Here is a 26315-nt window from a genome sequence, read left to right as displayed (position 1 = left end):
CGACAGCGGGGCGGCGCCCACCCGGGGAGGGGCAGGACCATGGAAGCCATGAAAGACGCGGACTACGAGCAGCACGAGGTGAAGCGCGCGCGGTACGCCGTCGCGGCCGTGTTCACCGTGCACGGTGCCGTCACCGGCTCGTTCGCGACCCGGGTGCCCTGGATCCAGGACCATGCCGGCCTGAGCGCGGGCCAGCTCGGCTTCGCGCTCGCCTTCACCGCGTTCGGCGCCTCGTGCTCGATGCCGCTGGCGGGCCGGATCAGCCACCGCTTCGGCAGCCGTACGGCGCTGCGCGGACTGATCGCGATGTGGACGCTGTCGCTGGTCCTGCCGTCCCTCGCGCCGAACCTGTACACGCTCTGCCTGGCGATGTTCGCGTACGGCGCCAGCGCGGGCATGGCCGACGTCGCGATGAACGCGCTCGGCGTGGAGGTCGAGCGGCTGCTCGGCAGGTCGATCATGTCGGGACTGCACGGCATGTGGAGCGCGGGCGCCCTGATCGGCTCGGCGGCGGGCACCCTCGCCGCACACCTCGGCTCGGACGCCCGGCTGCACTTCGCGCTGGCCGCCGCCGTCCTCACCGTGCTCGGTGTCCTGGCGGCCGGCCGGGTGCTGGACGTGCAGCCCGGCGAGGACGAGGAGCCGCCACCGCGGTTCGCGCTGCCGCCCCGGTCGGCGCTGCTGATCGGCACGGTCGGCTTCTGCGCGGTGTTCGCGGAGGGGGCGAGCCTGGACTGGTCGGCGGTGTTCCTGCGGGACCGGATGGACAGTTCGGCCGGGCTCGCGGCGGCCACCACCACGGGGTTCATGCTGACCATGGCGATCGCCCGGATCAGCGGGGACGCGGTGGTGAACCGCTTCGGCACGGTCCGCACCGTGCGCGCCGGGGGTGTGCTGGCCGCGCTCGGCGGGCTGCTGATCGTCCTCGCCGGGCATCCGGCGGTGGCGATGACCGGGTTCGCGCTGATGGGCCTCGGCATCGCGGTCGTCGTACCGCTGTGCTTCGCGGCGGCCGGGCATGCCGGGCCGAACCCCAGTCAGGCCATCGCCGGCGTGGCGACGATCACCTACACCTCGGGGCTGATCGCGCCCAGTCTGATCGGCGGGGTGGCCCAGGCGACCAGCCTGGTGGTGTCCTTCGGCGTGGTCACGGTGCTCACCTGCGGCCTGGTGGTGTTCGCCGGTGTGCTGCGGCCCGGGGAGCGCGCAGCGCGGGCGGAGGTCAGCCCGCAGGCCGCAGCAGTTCCCGGCCCGCGGCCCTGAAGCGCTCGCTCCAGGGGGCGGGGCGCAGGGTGGCCGCGTCCAGCCGGACCAGGACCCGGGTACCGTGCGCGTAGGTGGTCGCCCCGTCCGCGGAGCAGAACCGGAAGCCGTAGGTCAGGCCGGTGTTGCCGAGCCGTTCCAGCCAGAGATGGACGGCGTAGGTGCCCGGCCGGGTGACCGGCGCCTCGTAACTGATCCGGAGTTCCTTGACCGCGTTGCAGGCGTCCTCGGCCGCGGCCCAGTCGCCCTCGAAGACGAAGCCGTGCCCCTGCCAGAGCTCGGCCCAGGCCCGCTCGACCATCACCGGGTAGCGGGCGTTGTGGAGCAGCCCGAGCGCGTCCAGGTCGTCGAAGTGGACGGTGACGGGGATCAGCCGGCCGTAGGACAGGGCGGGGGCGGTCGGGGCTTCGGCGGTCACGGGTGGGGCTCCTGAGCGTTGCTGATATTTCGCTGACCTTCAGCTGACGCCAGTCTAAGCGAGCGCTCAGGAACCCCACCGGCGGCCTCAGCCCGCGATCGAGTCCAGCTGCTCGGCGGCCGGCCGCAGCGCCCAGAGGTCGCCGCCGGGCGGGGCCTCCAGCTGTCGTACCGCCCGCTGGGCCGCCTTGTCGCCGGCGTCGGCCGCCGCGTGGACGACGTCCGCCGCCGCGTAGCGGTGGAACTCCAGCTCCGGATAGGTCCAGGCGGCGGCCCCGGTCGCGGCGGGCAGCAGATAGTCCACGGCCTTGAACAGGCTCTGCCCGTCCGGCCCCCGGTAGGCCCAGAGGTCCACCCCGACATGCCGGCCGATGGCCGCGAGCCGGGTGTAGGCGACCAGGTCGAAGGTCGAGTAGTGCCAGCTCCTGGTCCGGGTCAGCTCCTGCGGCTGGCTCCCGTCGGCCGCGATCTGCGGGTCGATGCGCCTGGCCCGCGCGTCCAGCACGGTCTTCTTCGCCAGTGCCTTGTCGCCGGTCGCGTAGGCGAGGGCGGCGAGCTGCATGTCGTAGAAGGTGCCGTGGTTGTTGGCGGCGGCGCCCTCCTCCTTGCCGAAGGCGCTGTTCTTCAGCCAGTCACGGAAGTCCGTGTTCCAACCGCGCATCCCGGCGCGGTCGTCGGCGCTCCAGCCGGGTGCGCCGGTGGCGAGGATCGCGAGGGCGTCGACCACGCTCGTGTACGACTGGGAGAAGTCGATGATGCCGATGGCCCGGCCGTCGTACTTGCACGGGATGAACTGGGCGTGGTCGAGGTTCGGGTTCATCCGGGTCGCCGGGTCGAGGAACCAGGTGCGCAGGACCTGTCCGGCCTTCTCGGCGTACTGCCGCTTGCCCGTGTAGTACCAGGCCAGGGAGAGGTCGTAGGTCGAGTCGAAGACCTTCTCCACGTCCTGGCGGTCGGTGCCGGTGTCGACTTCGGGATTGCGCTGGCCGTCACGCTGGACGTAGGGGCAGCCCCAGGGGTTGTCGGCGGTGGGCGTGGTGGTGGGCCACCAGTAGGGGGCCTGGCTCAGGTAGTCGTGGACGTCGCCGCCGGGCGCGGGCTTCGGTTTGTCGACGACCGTCCAGGGGCCCTGGCCCAGCCAGGCGTCGGCACGGGTCGTCAGGTCCTTGACGGCCCGGCGCAGCCGGGGGTCGCCGCGGTCGAGGTCGGCCTTGGTCCGCTGCAGCCGGGCGCCGTCGAGGACGGCGGTGTCGGGCGCCTTCGGGGCCCTCGCGGTCGCATGGGCGGAGGGGACGACGACGGCCCCAATGGCCGCCAGTGCCGTCAGGACGACGGCCGTGCGGGATCTTCCACTCATCGAGCACTCCGATCAGACAGGAAGCAACCTATAATCAGATATGTGAACGTGGTTCACGAGTGGGACCGTGCGAGCGTAGGACCACCAGGTAGCCATGACAATGGTTCGGACCGTCTTCACGTACGAAGCCGTCTTCACAGCACTTCGAAGAAAGCGAACCCCCACCATGGATCTCGGCGTGCGCTGGAAACTGCACGGCGACGGGCGCACGCCCGCGCCCGGAGCGGTGGTACGCCCCGACGAACGGCTGTCCTGGCCCCGCACGGTCGGGCTCGGCGCCCAGCACGTGGTCGCGATGTTCGGTGCGTCCTTCGTCGCCCCGGTTCTGATGGGTCTGGACCCCAACCTCGCGATCATGATGTCCGGCGTCGCGACCGTGATCTTCCTGCTCGCGACCCGCGGCCGGGTCCCCAGCTACCTGGGCTGCTCCCTGTCCTTCGTCGGGGTCGCGGCCGTCATCCGCGCCCAGGGCGGCACCAGCGCCACCGTGACCGGCGCGGTCTTCGTGGTCGGCGCCGTGCTCTTCCTGATCGGCCTGGCCGTCCAGCGCTTCGGCGCCCGGATCATCCACGCCGCGATGCCGCCGATCGTCACCGGCGCGGTCGTGATGCTGATCGGCTTCAACCTGGCCCCGGTGACCGCCTCCACCTACTGGCCGCAGGACCAGTGGACCGCGCTGCTGGTGATGTCCTTCACCGGTCTGGCCGTCGTCTGTCTGCGTGGTTTCTGGTCACGTATCGCGATCTTCCTGGGCCTGGTCTTCGGGTACGTCCTGTCCTGGGCCCTCGACCGGATCTTCGGCAGGATCCACTCCACGGGCCCGGGCGGCAAGGTCACCGACCACTGGCGCCTCGACCTCTCCGGCGTCGGCAAGGCGGACTGGATCGGGCTGCCGTCCTTCCACGGACCGTCCTTCCAGTGGTCGGCGATCCTCGTCGCCCTCCCGGTCGTGATCGCCCTGGTCGCGGAGAACGCCGGACACGTCAAGGCCGTCGGCGAGATGACCGGCGAGTCCCTCGACGACCGGCTCGGCACGGCGATCTCGGCCGACGGGGTCGCCTCCATGCTCTCCACCGCCGTGGGCGGCCCGCCCAACACCACCTACTCCGAGAACATCGGCGTGATGGCCGCGACCCGGGTCTACTCCACCGCCGCCTACTGGGCCGCCGCCGGCTTCGCGCTGCTCTTCGGCGTCTGCCCCAAGTTCGGCGCGGTCGTGGCCGCGGTCCCGGGCGGGGTGCTCGGCGGCATCACCGTCATCCTGTACGGCATGATCGGCCTGCTCGGCGCCCAGATCTGGCTGCACGCCAAGGTCGATCTGCGCAACCCGCTGAACCTGGTCCCGGCGGCCGCGGGCATCATCATCGGCGTCGGCAACGTCAGCATGAAGTTCACCGACACCTTCTCCCTCAGCGGCATCGCCCTCGGCACGCTGGTCGTCATCGTCGGCTACCACGTCCTGCGCGCCTTCGCCCCCGCCCACCTCAAGGGCCGGGAACCGCTGCTCGACGAGGGCACCAGCTCCTACGACGACGCCAAGTCGTAGGCGTACGACGGCGTGAAGGTCCCAGCGGCGCCCTTGCAGCCGTCGGACTCCCCCGGCAGTTTGATCCACAGATAGGCGTCGATCCGCGCCTGCCCGGTGTGAAGCGTGGGCGCCTGCCCGATCCGCCGCCCCGCCGGGTCGCACCAGGCGCCGTTCGCCGGGGGGCCGTTGCCGTTGCGGCTGGTGTCGATCACCGCGCCGAGCGAGGCCGGACCGCCGAGGGCGTCGAGGACCTGACGGTCGTAGGCGATCTCGTCGGCGGTGGTACGGAAGTTGGAGACGTTGCTGAAGATGCCGTCACCCGACCTGGCTCCGGCCTGCCCGAGCAGGGCCGCCTGCCGGGCGGGCGGGTTCCAGCCGGAGTGCCCGGCGTCGTAGTAGACCCGGGTCTTCGGGCCGGCCGCCTTCAGCACCCGGCCGGCGCGGGCCAGCGAGGCGAACCGGGCGGCACGGCGGGCGGCGGAGAGGCACCCGGACTGGGCGACGGAGTCCGGCTCCAGGATCACGATCACCTCGCCGGAGCCCAGCCCCCGCGCGAAGGCGTCGATCCAGCCGTCGTACGCACGCAGATCCGGCGCCCCGCCCTGCGAGGCCCCGCCGCAGTCCCGGTCCGGGATCGCGTACGGCACCAGCACCGGGACCCGGCCCTGCGCCAAGGCCGACGAGGTGACGGAGCGGACGCGGGAGGTGATGGCCGCCGGGGCGAAGTCGGCGAACCACACGGCGGCCGGCCGGTCGGCGATGCGGTTCGCGATGACGGCGGCGCGCGGATCGTCCGGGTGGGCGCGGACCCAGTCGGCGACCTGGGAGTCGGGGTGGCGGTAGAGGCGGGGCGCCTGCTGCTTTCGGACCGTGGGAGCAGCCGGGCTCGGCGTGGCCCGCCGGAGAGTCGGTGCGGGCTTCGGGGCGGGTACCGCGGAGCCGGGCGGCGTACCGGACCGTGTCGTCTGCCGCGACGCCGGAGCCGTCGTACGCACCGCCGTCGCCCCGGACGTGGTCACCGCGGTCGTGCGCACCACCGCCGGCCGGGCCTGACCCGCTCCCCCGCCGCCCTCGTCGCCGAGCGCCGAGAGCATCCCGGTCGCGGTGCCCACGGCGGCCACGACCGAGGCGACCGCGAGCATGACCGCCCGCCTGCCCTCGCCGCTCCGCCGGGCATGTGAGCCAGGCACGCTGTGCTCCCCCTCCCGCGCCACGGGTCCGTCCCCCGTTCCGGGGATGCGCCGGGCCCGTCGGCACGCCCGCCAGCCTAGGGCTGGGACCCTTCCCCCATGGCGCACTCGGAACACCTCACCGCTCCGGTCGACACCGTCGTCTCCCGGATGCGCGCCCTGGACGCGGCCCTGCCCGAGCGGGACGGGATCGCGGTCTTCAACCGTGTCTACCTCTCCGTCACGGAGGAGGTCGAACGGCGGCTGGACGCGGGCCGGTTCGGGGACCCCAGAGCCGCCGCGACGCTGGACGTACGGTTCGCGGAGCGGTACCTGGCCGCCGTGGACGCGGCCGCCGGCGACCGCCGTCCGCCGGCCTGCTGGCGGCCGCTGTTCCAGTTCCGCCGCCATCCCGGTGTACGTCCGCTGCAGTTCGCGCTCGCGGGCATCAACGCGCACATCGGGCACGACCTGGCGCTGGCCGTGGTGGACAGCTGTCGTACGCTCGGCTGCGAACCGGCCGACCTGGAGGACGAGTTCGACCGCGTGGGCGAACTCCTCGTCTCGCTGGAGGAGCGCATCCGCGAGGATCTGATGCCCGGTCCCGACCTGCTCCAGATCGCCGACCCGCTGACCCATCTGCTCGGTTCCTGGAGTCTGGAGCGGGCCCGGGACGCGACGTGGTCGGCGGCGCGGGCGCTGTGGGCGCTGCGCCGATTCGGGGACCTGGCGGAGGAGTTCACCGAACGGCTGGACGCGGCCGTGGGGCTGGCGGGCCGGATGCTGCTCACCCCGCTGCGCGGCTGACGTGGCCTGATCCGATCGACGCGCGAGCCGCTTCGGCATCCCCTTGTGATCGCCTTACGTTGACGCCACTCACCCGATCGCGAAGGAGCACCGGAATGACGACGCGGCTAGGCCTCAGCCTCCCCCAGATGCGGCAGTACTCCCTCGGCACGGACGTTGCCGACGTGGCCCGCACCGCCGAGGAGATCGGCTACGACAGCCTGTGGGTCTTCGAGCGGGCCCTCTTCCCGGAGCCCGCCACCCAGGGCCTTTACGGCGTCGAGGGCCTCCCCTGGCCGGACGCGTACCGGGACGTGGCCGAGCCCCTGGTCACGCTCGCCCTCGCCGCCGCGGTCACCGAGCGGGCGCGGCTGGGCAGCAGTGTGCTGGTGGCGCCGCTGCACGTGCCCTTCCAACTGGCCAGGTCCCTGGCCTCGCTGGACGCGGCGAGCGGCGGCCGGGTGATCGCCGGCCTGGGCACCGGCTGGTCGCTCGACGAGTACGCGGCCGCCGGAATCCGGCCGTTCGAGGAGCGCGGCAAGGTGCTCGACGAGGTGATCGAGGTGTGCCGGGCGGTGTGGGGCCCGGACCCGGTGAAGTACGACGGCCAACTGACGAAGATCGCCTCCGCCGTGGTCGGTCCCAAGCCCGCCCGGCCGATCCCGATCCTGCTGGCCGCGGGCAACCAGAAGGCCCGGCGGCGGCTGGTCGACCACGCCGACGGCTGGCTGCCGGTGGGCATGGGCGCCGAGCAACTGGCCGCCCAGTGGCGGGAGTTGCAGGACCTGGCGGCCGAACGCGGCCGCACGGAACCGATCCAGACGGTCGTGCGGGTCAACGCCGTGCACACGGCCAAGCCCTATGACGGCCCCGACCGCCAGCCCTTCCAGGGCAGCGCCGACCAGATCGTCGAGGACCTGGTGGCGCACGCGGCGGTCGGCCTGGAGGAGATCCTGGTCGACCTCCAGACCACTCCGCGGGACGCCCAGGAACTCAAGGACGTCGCCGCGGAGGTGTACGAGAAGGCTCGGGCGGCCGGGGTCTAGTCCTCGGGGAGTTCGACCGGGGCGATCTCGTCGTAGAGGTCACCGGGGCCCGGGTTGGCCGGGTCGGTCTCGCCACCGAAGTGGTGCATGACGCCCCAGACCGCGTTCAGCGCGGTCTGGACGGCGCCCTCGGCCCAGCCCGCCGTCCAGGAGATGTCGTCGCCGGCGAGGAAGATGCCCCGCTTGTCCGCGGGCAGCCGCTCCTGCATGAAGTGCGTGAACAGGCGCCGCTGGTAGCGGTAGTGGCCGGGCAGGTTGGCCTTGAACGCGCCCATGAAGTAGGGCTCGTTCTCCCAGGAGACGGTCACCGGGTTGCCGATGATGTGCTTCCTGATGTCGACGTTCGGGTAGATCTCGCCGAGCGACTTCAGCATCACCTCCATCCGCTCGTTCGCGGACAGCGGCAGCCACTTCAGGCTGTCGTCGCACCAGGTGTAGGACAGGCAGATCACGGCGGGCCTGTCCGGGCCGTCGTCCAGGAGGTAGGTGCCACGCGTCATCCGGTCGGTGAGCGTCATCGACATGACGTCCCGGCCCGTCGGGTTTCCCCTGTCGTCGACGGCCTTGTCCAGCCAGAAGGGCCGGTCGACGGGCACGAACAGCTTCGAGGACTCCATGTAGTGGGTGCGCTCGATGGCGGTCCAGTGGTCGATCGGGAAGAGCGAGTCGTCGCAGGCGATCTTCGACAGCAGCATCCAGGACTGGGCGGTGAAGATCGCCGCCTGGTAGGTGCGGATGTCGCCGTTCGCGTCCGTCACCGTGATCCGGTTGCCGGTGGTGCGGTGCAGCCGGGTCACGGCGGGGCGCGGCTCGCCGTTCTCGTGCAGTTGCGCGAGCGAGGTCCCATACGCCCAGTGCACGATCTTCTCCGGCTCGCGCTCCCAGAGTCGCAGCGGGAGTTGCTGGCTGCCGCCGACGATGCCGCGGTGGTGGTCGTCGGCCTCGGTGTAGACGACGCGCAGGATCTCCAGGATCGAGTTCGGGAAGTCCGTGTCCCAGCCGCCCGTCCCGAAGCCGACCTGGCCGAAGATCTCGCGGTGCCGGAAGGACCTGAAGGACTCGGAGTCGCAGAGGAAGCCGTAGAAGGTCTGGTTGTCGAGCTTCTCGACGAGCCGGGACCAGATCTCGCGGATGCGCGGCACGTCCCGCTCGCGCAGGGCGCGGTTCATGTCGGAGAAGTCGGCGCCGTCTTCGAGGCACTTGTTCCAGGCGTCGGCGACGTCGCGGTAGACCTGCGGCAGGTCGGCGGCCGTCTCGGCGTAGTGCGACTCGCCCTTGAGGTCGACGACGGTCGAAGGGGTCGCCTCCGCGAGGGGGTTGGGGAACGGGCGCGTCTCCAGTTCCACCAGGTCGATGTAGTGCTGGAGGGCGGTGGAGGAGGGCGGGAAGCGCATCGCGCCCATCTCGGCGCTCAACGAGGGGTCGCAGCCCTCGAAGCCGACGGTCCGCAGCCGGCCGCCGATCCGGTCGGCCTCGTACACGACCGGCTTCAGGCCCATCTTCATCAGCTCGTAGGCGGCCACGATGCCGGACAGCCCGCCGCCGATGACGGCGATCTCGGTGCCGTGCTCGGTCGCCGGTACCTGGCCGAGGCCCGCCGGATGGGCGAGGAAGTCGTCGTACGCGTACGGGAAGTCCGGCCCGAACATGGTGATCGGCGGCTGCTGCTCGTCTGCGTGCTCGACGGCGTTGGGCACGGTGGACGTCATGGGGTACGGACTCCTTGCGACATGCGAAAAGGTGCGAGAAGAGGGGCGAGAGGGGGCAGGTCAGACCAGGGACCCGTAGAGGCCGGGGCGGCGGTCCTTCAGGTACGGGTTCGCCTCGCGGGAGGCGGCGAGGAGGGCGGGGTCGACGTCGGCGAGGACCAGTTCCTCACCGCGGCCGGCCCGGGCGCGGGCGACCCCGTCGGGTCCGGCCAGCGCGGACAGCCCGAAGAACTCGAACTCGCCTTCCTGGCCGATGCGGTTGGCGTAGGCCACGTACATCTGGTTCTCCCAGGCCCGCACCGGGACCAGGGACTCGGCGACGAGCTCGAACGGGTGCATGTTCGCCGTCGGGACGAGCAGCAGGTCGGTGCCGGCCAGCGCGTGGGCGCGGACGAGCTCCGGGAACTCCACGTCGTAGCAGATCATGATCCCGACGGTGAGGCCGTTCAGCTCCGCCTGGACGACCGGCTGGTCGCCCGGGGTGAAGTGGTCCCGCTCGAAGCCGCCGAAGAGGTGGGACTTGCGGTAGTTCGCGAGCCGGGTGCCGTCGGCGGAGATCAGCTGGGCGGAGTTGTGCACGTGGTCGCCGGCGCGCTCCGGGTAGCCGTAGGCGATCGCCAGGCCGTGCCGGTGGGCCAGCTCGGCGATCGCGTCCGCGCAGTCGCCGTCGGCGGGCTCGGCGAGGCGGGCGATGTCGTCGCCGATCGCGTAGCCGGTCAGGAACATCTCCGGTGCGACGAGCAGCGCGGCACCCGCGGCGGCGGCCCGGCCGGCGGCCTCGTCGAGCACCTTGAGGTTCTCGACGGTCGAGCCGGGGCGGCCGGAGCTCTGGAGCAGGGCGGTGCGCATACGGGTCCTCACCGGGTACGGAGGGGGTCTGGGGCCCTTTAGACGGTAAGTCGGCGGGCCGGGCCGGACAAGGAGGAGCCGTTGCGCGTGGCCGAGCGGTTCGTTGCGTGATACAGGTGTCCGGCGGCGATTCGTTGCGCCGGATATCTCCCTACAGCTCCCTCAGCCGCTCGACGATCTCCTTCAGGAGCGCGGGGTCGGCGCCCGGGCCGGCCGGTTCCACGCGGCGCGGCCGGTCGATGCGGACCAGGCCGGCCTCGGCGAGGTCACCGAGCAGGACGCGTACGACGGTGAGCGGCAGGTCGGCGTCCGCGGCGAGTTCGACGACCGGGCGGGCGCCGCGCCGCACCAGGGCGAGCAGGGTGGCGCGGGCATGGTCGAGATCCGGCTCGGCCGGGTCCGCGTCCACCGCCGTGACCTGGGACATGAGGTCGATGGTGTGCCGTCCGGACGGCTCGGTACGGCCTCGGGTCACGGTGTAGGGGCGGACCAGCGAGCCGGTCTCGTCCTCGTACCAGTGCTCGTCGCTCACCGCAGGGTCAGGGGGTCGAGCGTGCGGCCGCGTCCAGGTGGCGGCCGAGGCGGCGGACGAGCAGCGCCATCTCGTGGGCCAGCTGGCCGACGTCGGTGCGGACGTCGCTGAGGACGGCGAGGCGGCTGCCGTGCCCGGCCGGGGTCACGAAGAGGTAGGCCTCGTCGAGCATCACCATGGTCTGCCGCACCTCTCCGGCGCCGAACCGGTCTCCGGCCGAGCGGGCCAGGCTGTGGAAGCCGGAGCAGACGGCCGCGAGATGCTCGATGTCCCGCCGCCGCATCCCCTCGGAGTGGCTGAGCGGAAGCCCGTCCGCGGTGAGCAGCACGGCCTGCCGGACGTGGTCGGTCCGGGCGACCAGGTCGTCGAGAAGCCAGCCGAGGTCACTGCCGGGCCGGGCGCCGGGCTCCGGGCCGACGGGGGTGCGGCCGGGGCCGGGACCGGGGTCCGGGGCGGGGTGGTTGTCACTGGTCATCGGCGGAGGGCGTCCTTTCCTCGGTAGGGGTCGGCTCGTCCGTGTCGAGGGGCAGTCCCTTGCGCCCCCGGTCCAGACCCCGCTGGAGCGCTCCGAAGACCGCCCTCATCTCCTCGGCGTCCAGGTCACGTGCTTCGCTCGGCACCGGCTCGGCGCGCAGTTCGGGGGCGAGGGAGGCCTGGCGCCTGCGGGTGGGCAGCGCGGGGACGACGGGTGCGCGGGGCACGCCGGAACCGGTCTCCGCCGTGCCGCCCGAACGGACGTCGGCTTCCGCCACGACGTCCGGCCCACTCGGCCGAGCGTCCGCTTCCGCGACCCTGTCCGGCCTGCTCGGCGAGGCTTCCGCCGCCACCGCCACCACATCCGACCCGCCCGGCCAGACATCCGCCACGGCCGAAGCGCCCGGCCAGGCATCCGCCCCCGCCGACGCGCCGGACCCATCCGGCCAGGCATCCGCCTCCGTCGGCGCCACCGACCCGCCCGGCCAGGCATCCGCCTCCGTCGGCGCGTCCGGCCCGCCCGGGCGCGTGTTCTCCGCGAGGACCGTGGCACCACCGCGCACAGGCAGGGCGCCGGCCGCCGTGCCCGGGACGTGTCCCTCGGCCGGCGTCTTCGGCGCCCGTCGCTCTCCCGGCACCTCCGCGAGCACCGCCGTCGGCAGCAGCACCACCGCGGTGGTGCCCCCGTACGGCGAGTCCCGCAGGGTCACCTCGATGCCGTGCCGGGCGGCCAGGCGGCCCACGACGTAGAGGCCGAGGCGGTCGTGGCGGGTCGGGTCGAAGGCCTCGGGGTCGGTGAGGGTGCGGTGGGCCTCGGCGAGCTGCTCGGCGTCGAGGCCGAGGCCCCGGTCGTCCATCTCCAGGGTGAAGCCCCGGCCGACCAGGCCGGTGCGCAGGGTGACCTGGGTGTGCGGCGGCGAGAACACCGTGGCGTTCTCCAGCAGCTCGGCGACCAGGTGCACGACGTCGGCGACGGCGTCCGCGGCGACCCCGACCTCGGGCATCGGCGGCACCACGACCCGGGTGTAGTCCTCGATCTCGCCGACCGCCGAGGACACCACGTCGGCGACCGGCACGGGCCGCCGCCAGCGCCGCCCGGGGGTCGCGCCGGAGAGGATGATCAGGCTCTCCGCGTGCCGGCGCATCCGGGTGGTCAGATGGTCGATGCGGAACAGCTCGCCCAGGACGGCCGGGTCGTCGGTGCGCCGCTCCAGCGTGTCGACGAGTTTCAGCTGCCGGTGGACCAGGGCCTGGTTGCGGCGCGCGATGTTGAGGAGGACCGCGAACAGGCCCCTGCGCAGGGTGGCCTGCTTCACCGCCGCCTCGACCGCGGCCAGCCGCGCCCTGTTGAACGACCGGCCGACGTCGCCGATCTCGTCGTCCCCGGCCTCCCGGGCGGCCAGCGGCGGTGCCTCGGTGACCGCGTCCACGTCCTCACCGGCGCTCAACCGGTCCATCAGGGCGGGCAGTTGGTGTGCGGTGAGCAGGTCGGCCGCGTCCCGCAGGGTCTCCAGACGGCGTGAGATACGGCGCGCCCCGCGCACCGCGAACCACAGCGAGAGCCCCACCGCCGCCAGCCCGACCACACCGACGACGGCCGCCTTGGTCAGCTCCCGGTAGGCGAAGGTCCGGCCGCGTGCGGCGGAGTTCCGCGCCGATTCGGTGCACAGCAGCATGTACTGCTTGACGGCCCGGTCGGTGGTCGACCGCCAGGTGCCCGCGGCGACGGCCGCACCGGCCCGGCCCGCGCCCGCCCGCAGCAGCGCGTCCTCGCCGCGCACCAGCGAGCCGTGCAGTTCGCCGCGCTGGAACCGCTCGAACAGCGCCCGTGAGTCGGACGGCAGGTCGGGGACATAGGTCCGCTCGAAGACGCGCCGGTCCTCGATGGTCGCGGTGAGGCTGTCGTACTGCCCGTCGGTGAGCCGCCCGGCGGCCCGTGCCCCCGCGACCAGCGCGTCCTCGCGCGAGACGAACTCCCGCACCCGCACCAGCTCGATCACCACCTGCGACTCCCGGGCCAGCTGCCCGGCCTGGAGGGCGGTGAGGGTGGACTCGACGTCGAAACCGGGCTCCACCAGGGCGCTGTAGTCGCTGACGGCGCTGTCCCAGGAGATCTTCCGGGACAGCACCCGTCCGCGCAGTCCCTCCAGCCTGCCGGTGGCGCTCACCATCGCGTCGAGGGCCTCGCGCTGCCGGTCGCTGAGGCGGCCCCGGTCACCGCCCCGGATCGCGTCCCGCATGGCGTCCACCGCCCGGTCGGTGCGCCGCTGCTGGGCGAGCAGGCCGGCGGCGTTCGCCGTGTCGAGCCGGGCGCCCAGGTAGGCCGCCGACAGCCGCCGTTCGATCTGGATCTGCCCGACGGCGGTGTCGACGGGGGTGCCGAAGTCGTCGTACACCCCCTGGAGCCGGATCAGCGCGCGCAGTTCGGCGGTGACGGAGACCATGGCGAAGCTCCACAGCGCCGTCAGTGCGACGGCCGGGGCGAGAGCGAGGGCCACGATCCGCGCGCGGACGGTGGTGGGTCGGCGAGCGAAGCGAGACGGGGGTCCCCCCGGCCGGAGGGTGGGGGAGGGCCAGCGCATGGATTGCCTACCGGTGTTACCAGCGAGTAAGTAGCCCGGCACAAACTACGGGATGGCCCCCATGACCGCAATGGTTGCCCCGGGTAACACCGGGTCAGGGCTCGATGGCGAACCTGCTGAGAACGGCCGCGTGGTCGGAGGGCCAGTCGTTGCCCGCCACCTCGGGCCAGGGCGCCGGGGTGCCGCTGACACAGGTCCGGGAGTCGAGCACGCGCAGCCCCCTGTGCAGCACGTAGTCGATCCGGTCCTGCGGCTCGGGCCGCCCGCTGCCGTCCTCCCGCACGGGGTGGATGGGCGACCAGGTGTGCCCCGGCGCCGTCACCGGATCCGGGTGGACCTCCCGGTAGGAGTCGCGGAACCCGGCCTCCTCGGCGGCCTTGGTCACCGGCCACTCGACGTCCGTCCAGTCCAGGTGGGACGGGCAGTTGAAGTCCCCCACGAGCACCACCGGCACCGGCCCGTCCCCGATCCGCCGCAGCGCCTCCCGGAACTGCCCGAGCCGCACCTCCTCGTGGGCGATCAGCTCGGCCGCCCCGAGCCCGTCGAAGTGGAACTCGTAGGGCCCGTACGGCGTGTAGTGCAGATGCGCGGTCCAGATGTCGACCTCGCGTCCGGGGCGTACGGCGATCCGCACCCCGGCGGCTCCGTAGAAACCGACCTCCGGGTCGCCGAGGCGGGCGGTGATGGGATACCGGCTGATGATCCCGAGGTTCTCCCCGGCCGTGTGGTGGTGCCAGCCGAGGGCCTCGGCGAGTTCCCGGGCCGAGGTGCCGGCGGTCTCCTGGAGGCCGACGACGTCCGCTCCGGCGTCGATGACGGCCTTGACCTGCTTGGCCCGGTGGTCGTCGATCCGGCTGCCGCCGAGCCACAGGTTCCAGGACATGACCCGGAGTTCGGGTACGGCCATGTCGCTCAGCTCCTTCGGGGTCACCCCGACGAGGGTGTCCCGGACGGTCCGGCCCGGGGCGCCCCCGATCGGTGCGAGCGAGGGCACGGCGAGGACCGCGCAGCCGGCGGCCTCGGCGGAGGCGACCCCGGTCTCGGTGTCCTCGACGGCGACACAGGCCGCCGGGTCGACGCCGAGGGCGCGGCAGGCGGCGAGGTACGGGTCGGGGGCGGGCTTGGTGCGGCCGGTGTCGTCGGCGGTGACGGAGGCGGCGAACCGGCCGGCGCCGAGCGCGTCGAGCACGAGGTCGGCGACCGCGCGTGGGGACGCGGTGACCAGGGCGGTGGGAACGCCGGCCGCGGCCAGCGCGTCCAGCAGGTCGAGGGCGCCGGGGCGGGGCACGATGCCGGTGCGGACGCGGTCCGCGAACTCCCGGTGCAGCTCGGCCGCGAGGTCGGCGCCGGGCCTGCCGGTGCTGCCGGCCAGCCACTGGGCGGTGTACTCGACCGGCCGGCCCAGCACATCGGGCTCGTCGGCCTCGCCGAGCGTCCGCCCGGCAACGCGTTCCACCGCCTCCCACCACAGTCGCTCGGTGTCGACGAGCGTTCCGTCCATGTCGAACAGGACGGCCTGGAGCGGGAGTCGGGGGTGGGGGGTCACGTTGTCGTCATTCCTTACGTCTGGGCTGCTGGATACTTCCGGGCTTCCGGAAGCGTTACTTCTGGGTACGGTCCGCCACGAGCACCGGCCGCTCGGGCAGCGACACGCTCACCGCGGCTCCCGCGCCCAGACCCGCGGCCTCGTGGGCGGGCAGGTCGGCCTTGACCTCGGTGCCGTCGGCGAGCCGTACGGTGACCCGGACGACCGCGCCCAGGAAGGCGGTGGCGACCGCGGTGGCCGTACCGGTGTCGTCCGCGCGCACCTGGACCGCCTCGGGCCGTACGAGCACGTCGACCTCGCTCGCGTCCGGCGCCTGTCCGTCGACCGGCAGCCGCTGACCGAGCACCTCGACCCGGCCGTCCTCGACCGTGCCCGGGATCCGGCTCATCGTGCCGACGAACTCGGCGACGAAGGCGGTGGCCGGACGGCCGTACAGCTCGGCGGGCTCGGCGCACTGTTCGAGCCGCCCGGCGCGCATCACGGCGACCCGGTCGGCGACGGACAGCGCCTCCTCCTGATCATGCGTCACGAACAGCGTGGTGATGCCGAGTTCCTGCTGGAGCCGGCGGATCTCCTCGCGGAGCGTCAGCCGGACCTTGGCGTCGAGGGCCGACAGCGGCTCGTCGAGGAGGAGCACCCGGGGCCGCAGGGCGAGGGCGCGGGCGAGCGCGATGCGCTGCTGCTGGCCGCCGGAGAGCTGGTGCGGGAACCGCTCCCCCTTGTCACCGAGCCCGACCAGGTCCAGCAACTCGGCGGCCCGCGCACGCCGTTCACTCGTGCGCACCTTGCGCATGCGCAGTCCGAACGCCACGTTGTCGACGGCGTTCAGATGCGGGAAGAGGCTGTACGACTGGAAGACCATCCCGGCGTCACGGCGGTGCGCCGGGACCGAGGTGACGTCCTCGCCGTCCACCAGCACCGCGCCGGAGTCGGGGTGTTCGAACCCGGCGAGCATGCGCAGCGCGGTGGTCTTGCCGCAGCCGGACGGGCCGAGCAGGGCGAGGAACTCGCCGGGGCGGACGGTCAGATCGAGTCCGTCGAGGGCGACGGTGGCGCCGAACTCCCGTCGCAGCGACCGGAATTCGACGGTGGCGGCGGTGGTGGTGGCCTTCTCAGGCGTGCTGACACTCATGGTTCATCCCCGGGAGGAAGCGGTACGGTCACGGCCGCCGGCACCGGCGAGCGCGAGGAGCAGGGCCCAGGTCACCAGGAGACTGAGCACGGACACGGCGACGGACATCTGGGCCTGCGAGCCGCCGACGTTGTAGATCCACACGGCGAAGGGCTGGAAGCCGAGCAGCCGGGCGACGGTGAACTCGCCGAGCACCAGCGCCAGGGTGAGGAAGGACGCGTTCAGCAGCGCCCCGCGCAGATTGGGCAGCACGGCCCGGACGAGGGCCTGCGGCCAGTTGGCACCGCAGCTGCGGGCGGCCTCGACGAGGGTGCGCACGTCGATCGCGCGCAGTCCGGCGTCCAGCGCCCGGTAGACGAAGGGCAGGGCCATCACGACGTACGCGAGGACCAGGACGACCGGGAAGTCCGGGTTCTGGATGGCGACGAACGTCTCGAACAGCGGGGTCTTGGAGAGGTGGTCCGGCCCCCACTTGAGGACGCTCGCGATGCCGGCGACGAACGCGATCGGCGGCACCACCAGCGGCAGCGAGCAGACGATCTCGACGACAGGGCGCAGCTTGGGCGCGCTCAGCCGCAGGGCGACCACGGCGGGCACCATCAGCAGCAGCACGACGGCGATGGTGGCGACGGCCAGTTCCAGCGAGAGGACCAGGCTGGAGAGGAAGCCGTCGGCGGACAGGATCTGGGAGTAGGCGTCGAAGGTGACGCCCTGGCCGGGCACGTCGACCGTGAAGACGACCGAGGCGCCCAGCGGGACCAGGAAGTACAGGGCGGCCAGGCCGAGGACGGCCCAGCGCCAGGGGGTCAGGCGTCGAGCCATCGGGCGCTCCGTCGTTGCAGGGGCAGGTACAGGGCCATCACCACGCCCGCCACCAGCACCATGTCCAGGCTCAGGGCGAGGGCCACGTTCTCCTGGCCGACCAGGACGTTGCCGGAGATGGCGTCGGCGATCTGCAGGGTGACCAGCGGGACCGCGCTGCCGACCATCGCGGCGGCGGTGGCGTAGGCGGCGAAGGCGCTGCCGAAGAGCAGCACGAGTCCGCCGAGCAGCGAGGGCGCGAGCACCGGCAAGGCCACGAACCGCCAGTACTGCACGCCGGTCGCGCCGTTGTTGAGCGCGGCCTCCCGCCACTGCGCCCGCAGTCCGTCCAGGGCCGGGGTGATGGTGAGGACCATCAGCGGGATCAGGAAGTAGAGGTAGACGAGGACCAGGCCCCAGAAGCTGTAGAGGTTCCAGCCGTGGTCCGCGAGCCCGAGGTGCACGGTCAGCACACCGGCGTTGCCGAGGGTCGCCACGAACGCGAAGGCCAGCGGCACGCCGCCGAAGTTGGCGAGCACACCGGAGGCGGTGAGCACGGCCTCGCGCAGCGCCCGGGAGCGCGAGCTGACGACGGCCTGCGCGAGCGGCAGTCCGAGCACGGCCGCGATGAGTGCGGAGAGCGCGGACAGCTTGACGCTGCCGACGAGGGCGGTGAGGTAGGGCCCCTGGAGGGAGTCCGTGAGGTTCTTCCCGGTGTACGAGGACACCCCGCTGGCCGGGTCCTTGACCGTGAAGGCCCCGTTCAGCATGGCCACGGCCGGCAGCCCGAAGGCGACGGCCGTGAAGGCGAGCAGCGGGACGACGGCCAGCCAGCCGGGGGCGCGGCGCCGCCGCTTCTGGGAAGCGGCGGACGCCACGTCGGCCCGCGTGAGCGTGGTCGTCATCCGGAGACGGCCTTCGACCAGCCCGTCGCGAGGGCCGTCTTGGCCTTGTCCTGCTGGGCCTCGGTCGGGAAGGACGGCGTGCCGGTGACCGCGGGCAGCTTGGCGGCGGCGGTCTTGTCCAGGGAGCCGGCGGACTCCATGGAGGTCATCAGGACCGGGCGGGCGTAGCCCTTGAGCCACAGGTTCTGGCCCTCGGTGCTGTACAGGTACTCCTGCCACAGGCGGGCGGCCGCCGGGTGCGGGGCGTCCTTGTTGATGGCCTGGGAGTAGTACTGGGCGTACTGGCCGTCGGTCGGGATGGTGACCTTCCAGTCCACGCCCTTGGACTTGAACTCGTCGGCGTACCCGGCGTTCAGGTAGTCCCAGTCGATCGAGATGGGCGTCTCGCCCTTCTCGACGGTGGCCGGGGTGGACTCGACGGGCGTGTAGTTGCCGTTCTTCTTCAGCTTGGCGAAGAAGTCGAGGCCGGGCTGGATGTCGTCGAAGGAGCCCTTGTTGGCGAGCGCGGCCGCGTACACGCCGCCGAACGCCGAACCGGACTTGGTCGGGTTGCCGTTGAGGGCGACCTGGCCCTTGTACTGCGGCTTGAGCAGGTCGGCGAAGGTGGTCGGGCAGGTCTTGACGCGCTTGGCGTCGCAGCCGATGGAGATGTAGCCGCCGTAGTCGTTGTACCAGCGGGCCTGCGGGTCCTTCTGACCGGTGGGGATGTCGGCGTACGAGGTCACCTTGTACGGCGCGAGCAGGCCCTGCTGGGCCGCGCTGAGCGCGAAGGAGGAACCGAGGTCGAGGACGTCCGGGGCACGGTCCTGGCCCTTGCGCGAGGTCACGGCGGTGATCTCGTCCTGGCTGGAGCCGTCGGGGCTCTCGTCCTCGATCTTGATGCCGTACTTCTTCTGGAAGCCGTCGATGATGGCGCCGTAGTTGGCCCAGTCGCGGGGCACGGCGATGATGTGCAGCGTGCCCTCCTTCTTCGCCGCGGCGACCAGCTTGTCCATGCCGCCGAGGTCGGCGGCGGAGGTGGCGGTGGCGGCGTTCTTGCCGTCGGAGGTGGTGGACGACGCGTTGTCGGGGGCGGCGCCGCAGGCGCTCAGGGCGAGCGCGGCAACGACGGCGAGGGAGCCGCCAAGGACGGCGGTTCTCGGCAGGGACACGGTCACGGTCTCTCCAGGGAGTACGCACGAGGGTGGGTGGCGCTGTGGCTGGCGCCGAGCGAACTTGTCTGAACAAGTTGACCCCAGTACGCCCGGCGCGAGTGACCCGTTCATGAACACAGCAGAAACACCGACCCCCGTTTCCCTGCACATTCACGGCCGGTACGAATCACCCAAGAACGTCGATTAGGCTGGTCACGCTGTGCACAGCGGTCTACTCAGAGGGGAAGCATGACGGCGCGACACGAGGAGATCGCCGACGAGTTGCGGCGCGCCATCGACCGTGAGGAGTACACCGTCGGCAGCCGGCTGCCCGCGGAGACGGAGCTGGCGGCGCAGTACGGCGTGTCCCGCGGCACCGTCCGCCAGGCCGTCGCCGCGCTCACCTCCGAGGGGCTGATCGGCTCCCGCCAGGGCGCCCGCCGGGTGGTGCTGGCCAGCCGGCGCAGCCAGAGCTTCGCGGAGCTGCGCAGTTTCGCCCAGTGGGCGAGGTCGATGGGCCGCGAGGCGACCGGACACGTGGTGTCCCAGGAACACCGCCCCGCCACCCAGGAGGACGCCGTCCGCCTCCAACTCGCCGCCGGAACACCGGTGTTGCACGTACTCCGGGTACGCGACCTGGACGGCGAACCGGTGTTGCTGGAGCGCACGGTGTACGCGGACTGGATCTCCCCGGCGGTGGCGGCGATAGAGCCGGAGTGCCCGTCGGTGACTCAACGCCTGTACGAGGACACGGGGTTGGTCTTCGCGTACGGCGAGCACGTCATCGACGCGGTCGCCTGCGGCGCACGGGACGCCGAACTGCTGGGGGTGCGCCGGTCGAGCCCGCTGCTGCGGGTGCGGCGGGTGACGACGACACGGGAAGGACGCCCGGTGGAGTGGTCGGACGACCGGTACCGGTCGGACGCGGTGAGCTTCAGCGTGCACAACTCCATCGGCAGCAACGCGCTGGCGCGGATGACCGCGGAATAGGGGGCGGGGGTGCGGTTGCACGCCGGGTGCGGGCGAGTGGGGGTTGCTCGCGCAGTTCCCCGCGCCCCTAAAAGCAGCTCAGCTGGTCCCACCTTCAGGGGCGCGGGGAACTGCGCGATCGGCCACGAACCACCCGCAGCCGGCAACACAACCGCACCCCCCGAGATCAGTCCCGCACTCACCCCGGCGCCCCTGAGGAGAACCTCCTCAGCAACGGCGACAGCACCAGCACCGACTTCGTGCGCTCCACGAACGGCTCCCCCGCGATCCGCTCCAGCACCCTCTCGAAGTGCCGCATGTCCGACGCGAAGACCTGCACGACCGCATCGGCCTCACCGGTGACCGTGGACGCGGCCACCACCTCCTGGTACCGCTCCAGCCCCCGCTGGATCGTCTCCGGGGAGGTGTTGCGCCGGCAGTAGATCTCGACGAACCCCTCCGTCTCCCAGCCGAGGGCCGCCGGATCGACCCGCACGGTGAAACCCGTGATCGCCCCGGTGGCGCGCAGCCGGTCCACCCGCCGTTTGACGGCGGGCGCGGACAGGCCGACCAGCTGCCCGATGTCCGCGTAGGAGCGGCGGGCGTCCTCGGCGAGGGCGTGCACGATGCGTTCGTCGAGATCGTTCAGCAAGGGGTCGTTCAGCTTTCAGGTGTTGCAAGACGGGACCGGCGATAGCCGTACAGGAAGTAGAACACGAGCCCGACCGCCAGCCAGGCACCGAAGACCACCCAGGTGACGGCCGAGAGGCTGCCCATCATCCAGACGCAGAATCCGAAGCCCAGCGCGGGCAGCAGCGGGGACAGCGGCACGCGGAAGGTGCGCGGCATCGCGGGACGCGTCCGGCGCAGCACCACCACCGCGATGTTCACCAGGCCGAAGGCGAACAACGTGCCGATGCTGGTGGCGTCGGCCAGCTGCCCCAGCGGGATCGCGGCGGATCTTCACACACACCATGATCGTGTTGGCGCGCGCCGACTCCTTGGCGCCGCCGAGCAGGAACACCATCGCGAGGAGCACGACGATCAGGGCGGGCAGGTTGAAGACACCGCCGTCGACGCCGGGCGCCGAGGGACGGGGGGACGTCGATGGGTGGGGGTGCGCCTTGGTCGAGCACGCGCGGCTCCTTCGTCGCTGCGGTTGAGGGCGGCCGGAACCGACGGCGCCCATCCCGCAGGGCCCCACCGAGCGGGGTCCCGGCCACGCCACGTACAGCGCATGACCCTATGAGCCGGCCCTTCACGGGCGTAATGCGGCAACCTTGCTCGTACACGCAAGATCATTGCGTTCAGGGCACGGACGCGCGTATTTGTTGCACGCCCACTTCTGAGCGCCCCGTCAGGGGCGCTGGGCGGTATCGATATGCGGCTCCGCCGCGTGGGCGCGACCAGCCCCCACGCACCCGCACCCGAAAACGCCGCCCCCGGCGAAGCGCCTAGCTCCAGCTGGCGTGCAGCGGCTTGCCCTCCGCGTAGCCCGCCGCGCTCTGGATCCCCACGATCGCCTTCTCGGCGAACTCCTCCAGGGACCCCGCACCGGCATAGGTGCACGACGACCGCACGCCCGCGATGATCGCGTCGATCAGGTCCTCCACACCCGGCCGGGCCGGGTCGAGGAACATCCGGGACGTCGAGATGCCCTCCTCGAAGAGCGCCTTGCGGGCCCGGTCGTAGGCCGACTCGTCGGACGTACGGTTGCGCACCGCGCGTGCCGAGGCCATGCCGAAGGACTCCTTGTACAGCCGGCCGTCGGCGGCCTGCTGGAGGTCGCCCGGCGATTCGTACGTGCCGGCGAACCAGGAACCGACCATCACGTTGGACGCGCCCGCGGCCAGCGCCATGGCGACGTCCCGCGGGTGCCGGACGCCCCCGTCGGCCCAGACGTGCTTGCCGTACTTCTTCGCCTCCGCGGCGCACTCCAGGACCGCCGAGAACTGCGGCCGGCCGACGCCGGTCATCATGCGGGTGGTGCACATGGCGCCGGGGCCCACACCGACCTTGATGATGTCCGCGCCCGCGTCGACGAGGTCCTTGACGCCCTCGGCGGAGACGATGTTGCCGGCCGCGATCGGGACCTGCGGATCGAGACCGCGGACCAGCTTGATCGCGCTGATCATCGACTCCTGGTGGCCGTGCGCGGTGTCGATGACGATCGTGTCGACGCCCGCGTCGAGCAGCTGCTTGGCCTTGTCCGCGAAGTCGCCGTTGATCCCGACGGCGGCGGCGATCCGCAGCCTGCCCCGCGCGTCGGTGGCCGGGGTGTACAGGGTGGCCCGCAGGGCGCCCTTGCGGGTGAGGATGCCGGCGAGCTTGCCGTCCCGGTCGACGGCCGGGGCGTAGCGGCGGTTGGCCGCGTCCAGCTTGTTGAACGCCTCGCGCGGGTCGATGTCCGCGTCGAGCAGCAGCAGGTCGCGGGACATGACCTCGGCAAGCTGGGTGAAGCGGTCGACGCCGTTGAGGTCGCGGTCGGTGACGACACCGACGGGACGGCCGTCCTCGTCGACGACGACCCCCGCGTTGTGCGCGCGCTTGGGCAGCAGGGCCAGCGCGTCGGCGACCGTCTGGTGCGGGGCGAGCACGATCGGGGTGTCCAGCACCAGGTGGCGGCTCTTCACCCAGGTGATGACGTCGGTGACCACGTCGATCGGGATGTCCTGCGGGATCACGACGAGTCCGCCGCGCCGGGCCACCGTCTCGGCCATCCGCCGGCCCGCGATCGCGGTCATGTTCGCGACGACCAGCGGGATGGTGGTGCCCGTGCCGTCCGGCGAGTCGAGGTCCACGCCCTGACGCGAGCCGACCGCGGAGCGGCTGGGCACCATGAAGACGTCGTCGTACGTCAGGTCGTACGCGGGCTGGATGTCATTGAGGAAACGCACGTGCCGCACATCCCGGTCGATCAGAGGTGACCCCCGGACCGGCCGGCCAAGGGGAAGAGCACGTACTTCATTGTCCCATGGCGACCGGTATGCGGTGCCCGGGACGAACATCCAGGCAGGTCAGAGGCGCTTGGGAGGAACCTCCAAGGGCAGTGCGCACGGCTTCTCGCCTCAGCCGAGGGCGAGCGCCACCGTCAGTCTCGGTTCGCCGTCCGACGCCTGGGCGAACACGTCCTGGGCCGTCTTCCACTCGTCCGGCCGGGTCCCGGCGTAGCCCTGCCAGCCGGTGACGACGAGGAGGAGCCCGCGGTCGACCGCCTCCGGCGGCCAGACCGAGGGGTCGCGGAGGCTGTCCGCGAGGGCGTCCCAGTTGCGGCCGAACCAGTCGGGCAGGCTCAGGGCCGCGACGGCGCGGTCCATGAGACCGGCCTTGTCCGCGACCCCGGCGAGGTCGAGGGTCACCAGATGCGGACTCGTCGTCATCTCAGCACCGCCCGTGAGGGGTTGTAGGGATCACCGGTGTAGTAGATCCCACCGGTGCGCCGGGTGACAATGCGCACCGGCATCACGCCTTCCCGGGAGCCGGGGGCAGGTCGTCGAGGAAGTCCCCGGAGGGCACGTGGAAGAGCGTGCCGGTGACCGCCGTGGAGAAGTCGAGGATCCGGTCGTGAGCCGCGTCCGGAGTGCCGAGGAACATGTTGCGCAGCATGTGCTCGATGACGTCCGGAGTACGGGCGTACCCGATGAAGTAGGTGCCGAACTCACCCTGGCCGGGGCGGCCGAAGGGCATGTTGTCGCGCAGGATGTCCTGCTCCTCGCCGTCCGGTCCGGTGACGGTGTTCAGGTCGACGTGCGAGCCCGGCTCCTCCAGCTCGATGTTGGTGGCCTTGGTACGGCCGATGATCCGCTCCTGCGTCTCGACCGGCAGCGCGTTCCAGGCGTCCAGGTCGTGCAGGTACTTCTGCACGATCACATAGCTGCCGCCGGCGTGCGCGGGGTCCTCCGCGCCGATCAGGACGGCCCTGCGGGCGGCGGCGCCGGCCGGGTTCTCGGTGCCGTCGACGAAGCCCAGCAGATCGCGGGCGTCAAGGTACTTGAAGCCCTGTACCTCGTCCTCGACGGTGACCGCGTCCCGTAGCCGGTGCATGATCTCGGCGGCGAGCCCGAAGCAGAGGTCGAAGCGGCCGGCCCGGATGTGGAAGAGGACGTCGCCGGGAGTGGCGACCGCAGTGTGCCGGGAGCCTTCCAGGGGCCGGAAGGGATGCAGTCCGGCCGGACGCGGGTGGTCGAACAGCCGGTCCCAGGCATCGGAGCCGATCCCCGCGACACAGCTCAGGGCGGCCTCCGGGGCGCCGAACCCGAAACTGCGCCGCAGCGAGCTCAGATCGCCCAGCACCTCCCGTACCCGCTCCTCGTGCCCGGGGCGGACGGTGACCACCAGGAAGATCGCTGCGGTGGTCAACGAGCCCAGCACGGGCTGTGGTTCGGCTTCCCCTGCGGGCTGGGGTTCACTGCTCACCGCGTCCTCCCGATGCGATCGGTGCTCGGCCTGTCGTTCACGTATGTCGTACACATAATCGGGGTCGGCGGCGCCCGGTCGGTGCAGACGCTCCATGCGCCGGCGTCCGGATCGGCCCCTGGCGTGCGCTCACCGCGTGCCGAGGAAGTCCGCGATGCGCCGGGCGCCCCGGTCGGGGCGACTCCAGCGGGGAGAGACGGCCGGCCCCGTCCAGCTCGGTGAGGGCCGCCGCTCCGCTTGCTCGAATTGCTCGAAGATTTTTTCGCTCCGCCGGAATAGACAGACCTGTCTATGAGGTTGCCAGGTCATGTAGACAGACCGGTCTACTCACTCAAGTGTCTGCGAACCGACGCTCTCCGGCCCCGCCCCCGCGAAGGATCTCCCCGATGAACCACCTCGCACCGCACGAGCGAACCAAGCCGTCGAGCAACCCGATCCCGCCGCGCGCGGCGTTCTACGTGCTCGCCTCCATCGTCGTCTCCTTCCTCGCCGCCTCCAGCGCGCCCACCCCGCTCTACGCGTCCTACCAGGCCGAATGGGGCTTCAGCCCGATCACCACCACGGTCGTCTTCGGCATCTACGCGATCGCGGTGCTCTCCGGCCTGCTGGTCCTCGGCAAGCTGTCCGACCACGTCGGCCGCCGCCCCGTCCTGATCTCCGCGATCGCCGCCCAGGCCGTCGCGATGGTGCTGTTCTCCACCGCCGGAGGCGTCGGCGAACTGCTCGTCGCCCGGGTCGTGCAGGGCCTCTCCACCGGCGCCGCGCTCGGTGCGGTCGGCGCCGCGATGATGGACATCAACCGCTCCCGGGGCACCGTGGCGAACGCCTTCGCCCCCGGCCTGGGCACCGCGACAGGCGCTCTGGTCAGCGGTTTCGTCGTGCAGTACCTGCCCGCCCCGACCCACACGATCTACCTCGGCCTGCTCGGCGTGTTCGTGGCCCAGGCCGTCGCCATCGCCCTGATCGACGAGACCGTCACCCGTGAGCCCGGCGCCCTGGCCACCCTGGTGCCCGAGATCAGGCTCCCGCGCACGGTCCGCGGCGCCGCCCTCGCCGCGGCCCCGGTCATCTTCGCCGTCTGGGCACTCGCCGGGTTCTACGGCTCCCTCGGCCCCGCCCTGGTCCGTACCCTGGTCGGCTCCGACTCCGCCGTCTACGGCGGCCTCGGCCTCTTCGTCCTCGCGTTCGTCGCGGCCGCCTCCGTCCTCGTGCTGCGCAACGCCCGGGCGACGACCGTGATGTACACCGGCATCGGCGCACTGGTCGCCGGCGTCGCCGTCACGCTGCTGGCCGTCGACCGGAGCGCACCGGCGCTGTTCTTCGTCGGCACGGCCATCGCCGGCTTCGGCTTCGGCAGCGGCTTCCAGGGCGGCATCCGCACCGTGCTGCCGCTGACCAAGCCGCACGAGAGCTCGGGCGTACTGTCCCTGCTGTTCGTCGTCGCTTACCTCGGCATGGGCGTCCCCTCCGTCATCGCCGGAACGCTGGTGGTGCACGGCGGCGGACTGGTCCCGACCTCCGAGGAGTACGGCGCGGTGGTCATCGCCCTGGCGCTGCTGGCCCTCGCCGCCCTGCTGCTGCGCGGCGGGCCGCAGACCGCGCCCGGAGTGCTGGTGGCCTCGGGAGGCTCGCCCGCCGTCGAGGCCAGGGAAGCCGAGCGCGCCGACGTGGCGTCCCGGTGACTGAGTAGACCGGTCTGGG

General features: G+C 72.1%; 23 protein-coding genes and 1 pseudogene. 6 read left to right on the top strand and 18 right to left on the bottom strand.

The genetic code is table 11. The features are described 5' to 3' along the window. Positions 1-48: 48 nt before the first annotated feature. Positions 49-1263 (top strand): MFS transporter, encoded by a 1215-nt coding sequence (locus ACFWXC_RS34015; RefSeq protein WP_384484795.1) that lies wholly within the window; start codon positions 49-51, stop codon positions 1261-1263. On the opposite strand, the gene ACFWXC_RS34010 is transcribed toward ACFWXC_RS34015, so the two are convergent. Both ACFWXC_RS34010 and ACFWXC_RS34005 read right to left on the bottom strand, forming a co-directional pair. After that, on the bottom strand, positions 1223-1681 hold the full coding sequence (locus tag ACFWXC_RS34010) for an acyl-CoA thioesterase (RefSeq protein WP_384484672.1): 459 nt from the start codon (positions 1679-1681) through the stop codon (positions 1223-1225). The two genes, ACFWXC_RS34015 and ACFWXC_RS34010, sit on opposite strands and share 41 nt — an antisense overlap. 87 nt (positions 1682-1768) lie before the next feature. Next, a complete protein-coding gene (locus ACFWXC_RS34005; protein WP_384484670.1) occupies positions 1769-3037 on the bottom strand; it encodes an alginate lyase family protein in 1269 nt (422 codons plus the stop codon). 166 nt (positions 3038-3203) lie between these two features. On the opposite strand from ACFWXC_RS34005, the gene ACFWXC_RS34000 reads away from it, so the two are divergent. After that, the gene (locus ACFWXC_RS34000) at positions 3204-4583 is read left to right on the top strand and encodes a uracil-xanthine permease family protein (protein WP_384484668.1); all 1380 of its coding nucleotides are present in this window, start codon (positions 3204-3206) and stop codon (positions 4581-4583) included. On the opposite strand, the gene ACFWXC_RS33995 is transcribed toward ACFWXC_RS34000, so the two are convergent. Continuing rightward, on the bottom strand, positions 4562-5707 hold the full coding sequence (locus tag ACFWXC_RS33995; protein ID WP_384484793.1) for a glycoside hydrolase family 6 protein: 1146 nt from the start codon (positions 5705-5707) through the stop codon (positions 4562-4564). The genes ACFWXC_RS34000 and ACFWXC_RS33995 overlap by 22 nt on opposite strands. A gap of 147 nt (positions 5708-5854) precedes the next feature. Between ACFWXC_RS33995 and ACFWXC_RS33990 the strand changes: the two genes are divergently transcribed. Both ACFWXC_RS33990 and ACFWXC_RS33985 read left to right on the top strand, forming a co-directional pair. Further along, positions 5855-6541 carry a DUF5995 family protein gene (locus tag ACFWXC_RS33990; protein WP_382544703.1) on the top strand — a complete coding sequence of 229 codons (687 nt, stop codon included), beginning with the start codon at positions 5855-5857 and terminating at the stop codon, positions 6539-6541. A 95-nt stretch (positions 6542-6636) separates the two neighbouring features. After that, complete coding sequence (locus tag ACFWXC_RS33985) at positions 6637-7566, top strand: LLM class F420-dependent oxidoreductase (RefSeq protein WP_384484666.1); 930 nt, start codon at positions 6637-6639, stop codon at positions 7564-7566. Here ACFWXC_RS33985 and ACFWXC_RS33980 read toward each other — a convergent pair. The 10 genes from ACFWXC_RS33980 to ACFWXC_RS33935 form a co-directional block, all read right to left on the bottom strand. Continuing rightward, entirely contained in the window at positions 7563-9275 is a 1713-nt protein-coding gene (locus ACFWXC_RS33980; RefSeq protein WP_384484664.1) for a flavin monoamine oxidase family protein, read from the bottom strand. The two genes, ACFWXC_RS33985 and ACFWXC_RS33980, sit on opposite strands and share 4 nt — an antisense overlap. Before the next feature lie 60 nt (positions 9276-9335). After that, positions 9336-10124 carry a carbon-nitrogen hydrolase family protein gene (locus tag ACFWXC_RS33975; protein WP_384484662.1) on the bottom strand — a complete coding sequence of 263 codons (789 nt, stop codon included), beginning with the start codon at positions 10122-10124 and terminating at the stop codon, positions 9336-9338. A gap of 151 nt (positions 10125-10275) precedes the next feature. Next, complete coding sequence (locus ACFWXC_RS33970) at positions 10276-10656, bottom strand: DUF742 domain-containing protein (RefSeq protein WP_384484660.1); 381 nt, start codon at positions 10654-10656, stop codon at positions 10276-10278. Positions 10657-10663: 7 nt separating this feature from the next. Next, positions 10664-11131: a roadblock/LC7 domain-containing protein gene (locus ACFWXC_RS33965; RefSeq protein ID WP_384484658.1), complete on the bottom strand. Its 468-nt coding sequence runs from the start codon at positions 11129-11131 to the stop codon at positions 10664-10666. Further along, positions 11121-13628 (bottom strand): nitrate- and nitrite sensing domain-containing protein, encoded by a 2508-nt coding sequence (locus ACFWXC_RS33960; protein WP_384484656.1) that lies wholly within the window; start codon positions 13626-13628, stop codon positions 11121-11123. The genes ACFWXC_RS33965 and ACFWXC_RS33960 overlap by 11 nt, the downstream gene beginning before the upstream one ends. A gap of 178 nt (positions 13629-13806) precedes the next feature. Then, positions 13807-15258 carry an HAD-IA family hydrolase gene (locus tag ACFWXC_RS33955; RefSeq protein ID WP_384484654.1) on the bottom strand — a complete coding sequence of 484 codons (1452 nt, stop codon included), beginning with the start codon at positions 15256-15258 and terminating at the stop codon, positions 13807-13809. 55 nt (positions 15259-15313) lie between these two features. Beyond that, positions 15314-16390: an ABC transporter ATP-binding protein gene (locus ACFWXC_RS33950; protein WP_384484652.1), complete on the bottom strand. Its 1077-nt coding sequence runs from the start codon at positions 16388-16390 to the stop codon at positions 15314-15316. 3 nt (positions 16391-16393) lie between these two features. Continuing rightward, positions 16394-17212: an ABC transporter permease gene (locus ACFWXC_RS33945; protein WP_384484650.1), complete on the bottom strand. Its 819-nt coding sequence runs from the start codon at positions 17210-17212 to the stop codon at positions 16394-16396. Further along, positions 17197-18096, bottom strand: coding sequence for an ABC transporter permease (locus ACFWXC_RS33940; protein ID WP_384484648.1), 900 nt, complete (start codon positions 18094-18096; stop codon positions 17197-17199). The genes ACFWXC_RS33945 and ACFWXC_RS33940 overlap by 16 nt, the downstream gene beginning before the upstream one ends. Then, positions 18093-19253, bottom strand: a complete 1161-nt coding sequence (locus ACFWXC_RS33935; protein ID WP_384484646.1) for an ABC transporter substrate-binding protein — start codon at positions 19251-19253, stop codon at positions 18093-18095. Before ACFWXC_RS33935 ends, ACFWXC_RS33940 begins: the two co-directional genes overlap by 4 nt. A gap of 225 nt (positions 19254-19478) precedes the next feature. Between ACFWXC_RS33935 and ACFWXC_RS33930 the strand changes: the two genes are divergently transcribed. Beyond that, a complete protein-coding gene (locus ACFWXC_RS33930; RefSeq protein ID WP_384484644.1) occupies positions 19479-20219 on the top strand; it encodes a GntR family transcriptional regulator in 741 nt (246 codons plus the stop codon). A 178-nt stretch (positions 20220-20397) separates the two neighbouring features. Here ACFWXC_RS33930 and ACFWXC_RS33925 read toward each other — a convergent pair whose 3' ends face one another. From ACFWXC_RS33925 to ACFWXC_RS33905, 5 genes and pseudogenes are all read right to left on the bottom strand, one after another. Beyond that, the gene (locus ACFWXC_RS33925; RefSeq protein ID WP_046726552.1) at positions 20398-20850 is read right to left on the bottom strand and encodes an Lrp/AsnC family transcriptional regulator; all 453 of its coding nucleotides are present in this window, start codon (positions 20848-20850) and stop codon (positions 20398-20400) included. 8 nt (positions 20851-20858) lie between these two features. Then, positions 20859-21158, bottom strand: a pseudogene (locus tag ACFWXC_RS33920) (amino acid permease C-terminal domain-containing protein); the annotation flags it as partial. Positions 21159-21652: 494 nt separating this feature from the next. Further along, a complete protein-coding gene (locus ACFWXC_RS33915; protein WP_384484642.1) occupies positions 21653-23095 on the bottom strand; it encodes a GuaB1 family IMP dehydrogenase-related protein in 1443 nt (480 codons plus the stop codon). 171 nt (positions 23096-23266) lie between these two features. Beyond that, on the bottom strand, positions 23267-23578 hold the full coding sequence (locus ACFWXC_RS33910; protein ID WP_384484640.1) for a barstar family protein: 312 nt from the start codon (positions 23576-23578) through the stop codon (positions 23267-23269). Between the two features lie 82 nt (positions 23579-23660). Further along, the gene (locus tag ACFWXC_RS33905; protein WP_384484638.1) at positions 23661-24614 is read right to left on the bottom strand and encodes a Dyp-type peroxidase; all 954 of its coding nucleotides are present in this window, start codon (positions 24612-24614) and stop codon (positions 23661-23663) included. Positions 24615-25000: 386 nt separating this feature from the next. Between ACFWXC_RS33905 and ACFWXC_RS33900 the strand changes: the two genes are divergently transcribed. Beyond that, on the top strand, positions 25001-26296 hold the full coding sequence (locus tag ACFWXC_RS33900) for an MFS transporter (protein ID WP_384484636.1): 1296 nt from the start codon (positions 25001-25003) through the stop codon (positions 26294-26296). Positions 26297-26315 lie beyond the last annotated feature (19 nt).

Origin of the sequence: Streptomyces sp. NPDC058683 (assembly GCF_042716195.1) — a bacterium.
GTDB lineage: Bacteria > Actinomycetota > Actinomycetes > Streptomycetales > Streptomycetaceae > Streptomyces.
The sequence above is the reverse complement of the archived record's forward strand: the minus strand, read 5'-3'. Positions and strand labels throughout refer to the sequence as shown.

What these genes read in the sequence shown, in the direction of transcription:
- ACFWXC_RS34015 (WP_384484795.1), top strand. Translation starts at nt 49, where the DNA reads ATGAAAGACGCGGACTACGAGCAGCACGAGGTGAAGCGCGCGCGGTAC.
- ACFWXC_RS34005 (WP_384484670.1), bottom strand. Translation starts at nt 3,037, where the DNA reads ATGAGTGGAAGATCCCGCACGGCCGTCGTCCTGACGGCACTGGCGGCC.
- ACFWXC_RS34000 (WP_384484668.1), top strand. Translation starts at nt 3,204, where the DNA reads ATGGATCTCGGCGTGCGCTGGAAACTGCACGGCGACGGGCGCACGCCC.
- ACFWXC_RS33995 (WP_384484793.1), bottom strand. Translation starts at nt 5,707, where the DNA reads ATGCTCGCGGTCGCCTCGGTCGTGGCCGCCGTGGGCACCGCGACCGGG.
- ACFWXC_RS33990 (WP_382544703.1), top strand. Translation starts at nt 5,855, where the DNA reads ATGGCGCACTCGGAACACCTCACCGCTCCGGTCGACACCGTCGTCTCC.
- ACFWXC_RS33985 (WP_384484666.1), top strand. Translation starts at nt 6,637, where the DNA reads ATGACGACGCGGCTAGGCCTCAGCCTCCCCCAGATGCGGCAGTACTCC.
- ACFWXC_RS33980 (WP_384484664.1), bottom strand. Translation starts at nt 9,275, where the DNA reads ATGACGTCCACCGTGCCCAACGCCGTCGAGCACGCAGACGAGCAGCAG.
- ACFWXC_RS33975 (WP_384484662.1), bottom strand. Translation starts at nt 10,124, where the DNA reads ATGCGCACCGCCCTGCTCCAGAGCTCCGGCCGCCCCGGCTCGACCGTC.
- ACFWXC_RS33965 (WP_384484658.1), bottom strand. Translation starts at nt 11,131, where the DNA reads ATGACCAGTGACAACCACCCCGCCCCGGACCCCGGTCCCGGCCCCGGC.
- ACFWXC_RS33950 (WP_384484652.1), bottom strand. Translation starts at nt 16,390, where the DNA reads ATGAGTGTCAGCACGCCTGAGAAGGCCACCACCACCGCCGCCACCGTC.
- ACFWXC_RS33945 (WP_384484650.1), bottom strand. Translation starts at nt 17,212, where the DNA reads ATGGCTCGACGCCTGACCCCCTGGCGCTGGGCCGTCCTCGGCCTGGCC.
- ACFWXC_RS33940 (WP_384484648.1), bottom strand. Translation starts at nt 18,096, where the DNA reads ATGACGACCACGCTCACGCGGGCCGACGTGGCGTCCGCCGCTTCCCAG.
- ACFWXC_RS33930 (WP_384484644.1), top strand. Translation starts at nt 19,479, where the DNA reads ATGACGGCGCGACACGAGGAGATCGCCGACGAGTTGCGGCGCGCCATC.
- ACFWXC_RS33910 (WP_384484640.1), bottom strand. Translation starts at nt 23,578, where the DNA reads ATGACGACGAGTCCGCATCTGGTGACCCTCGACCTCGCCGGGGTCGCG.
- ACFWXC_RS33900 (WP_384484636.1), top strand. Translation starts at nt 25,001, where the DNA reads ATGAACCACCTCGCACCGCACGAGCGAACCAAGCCGTCGAGCAACCCG.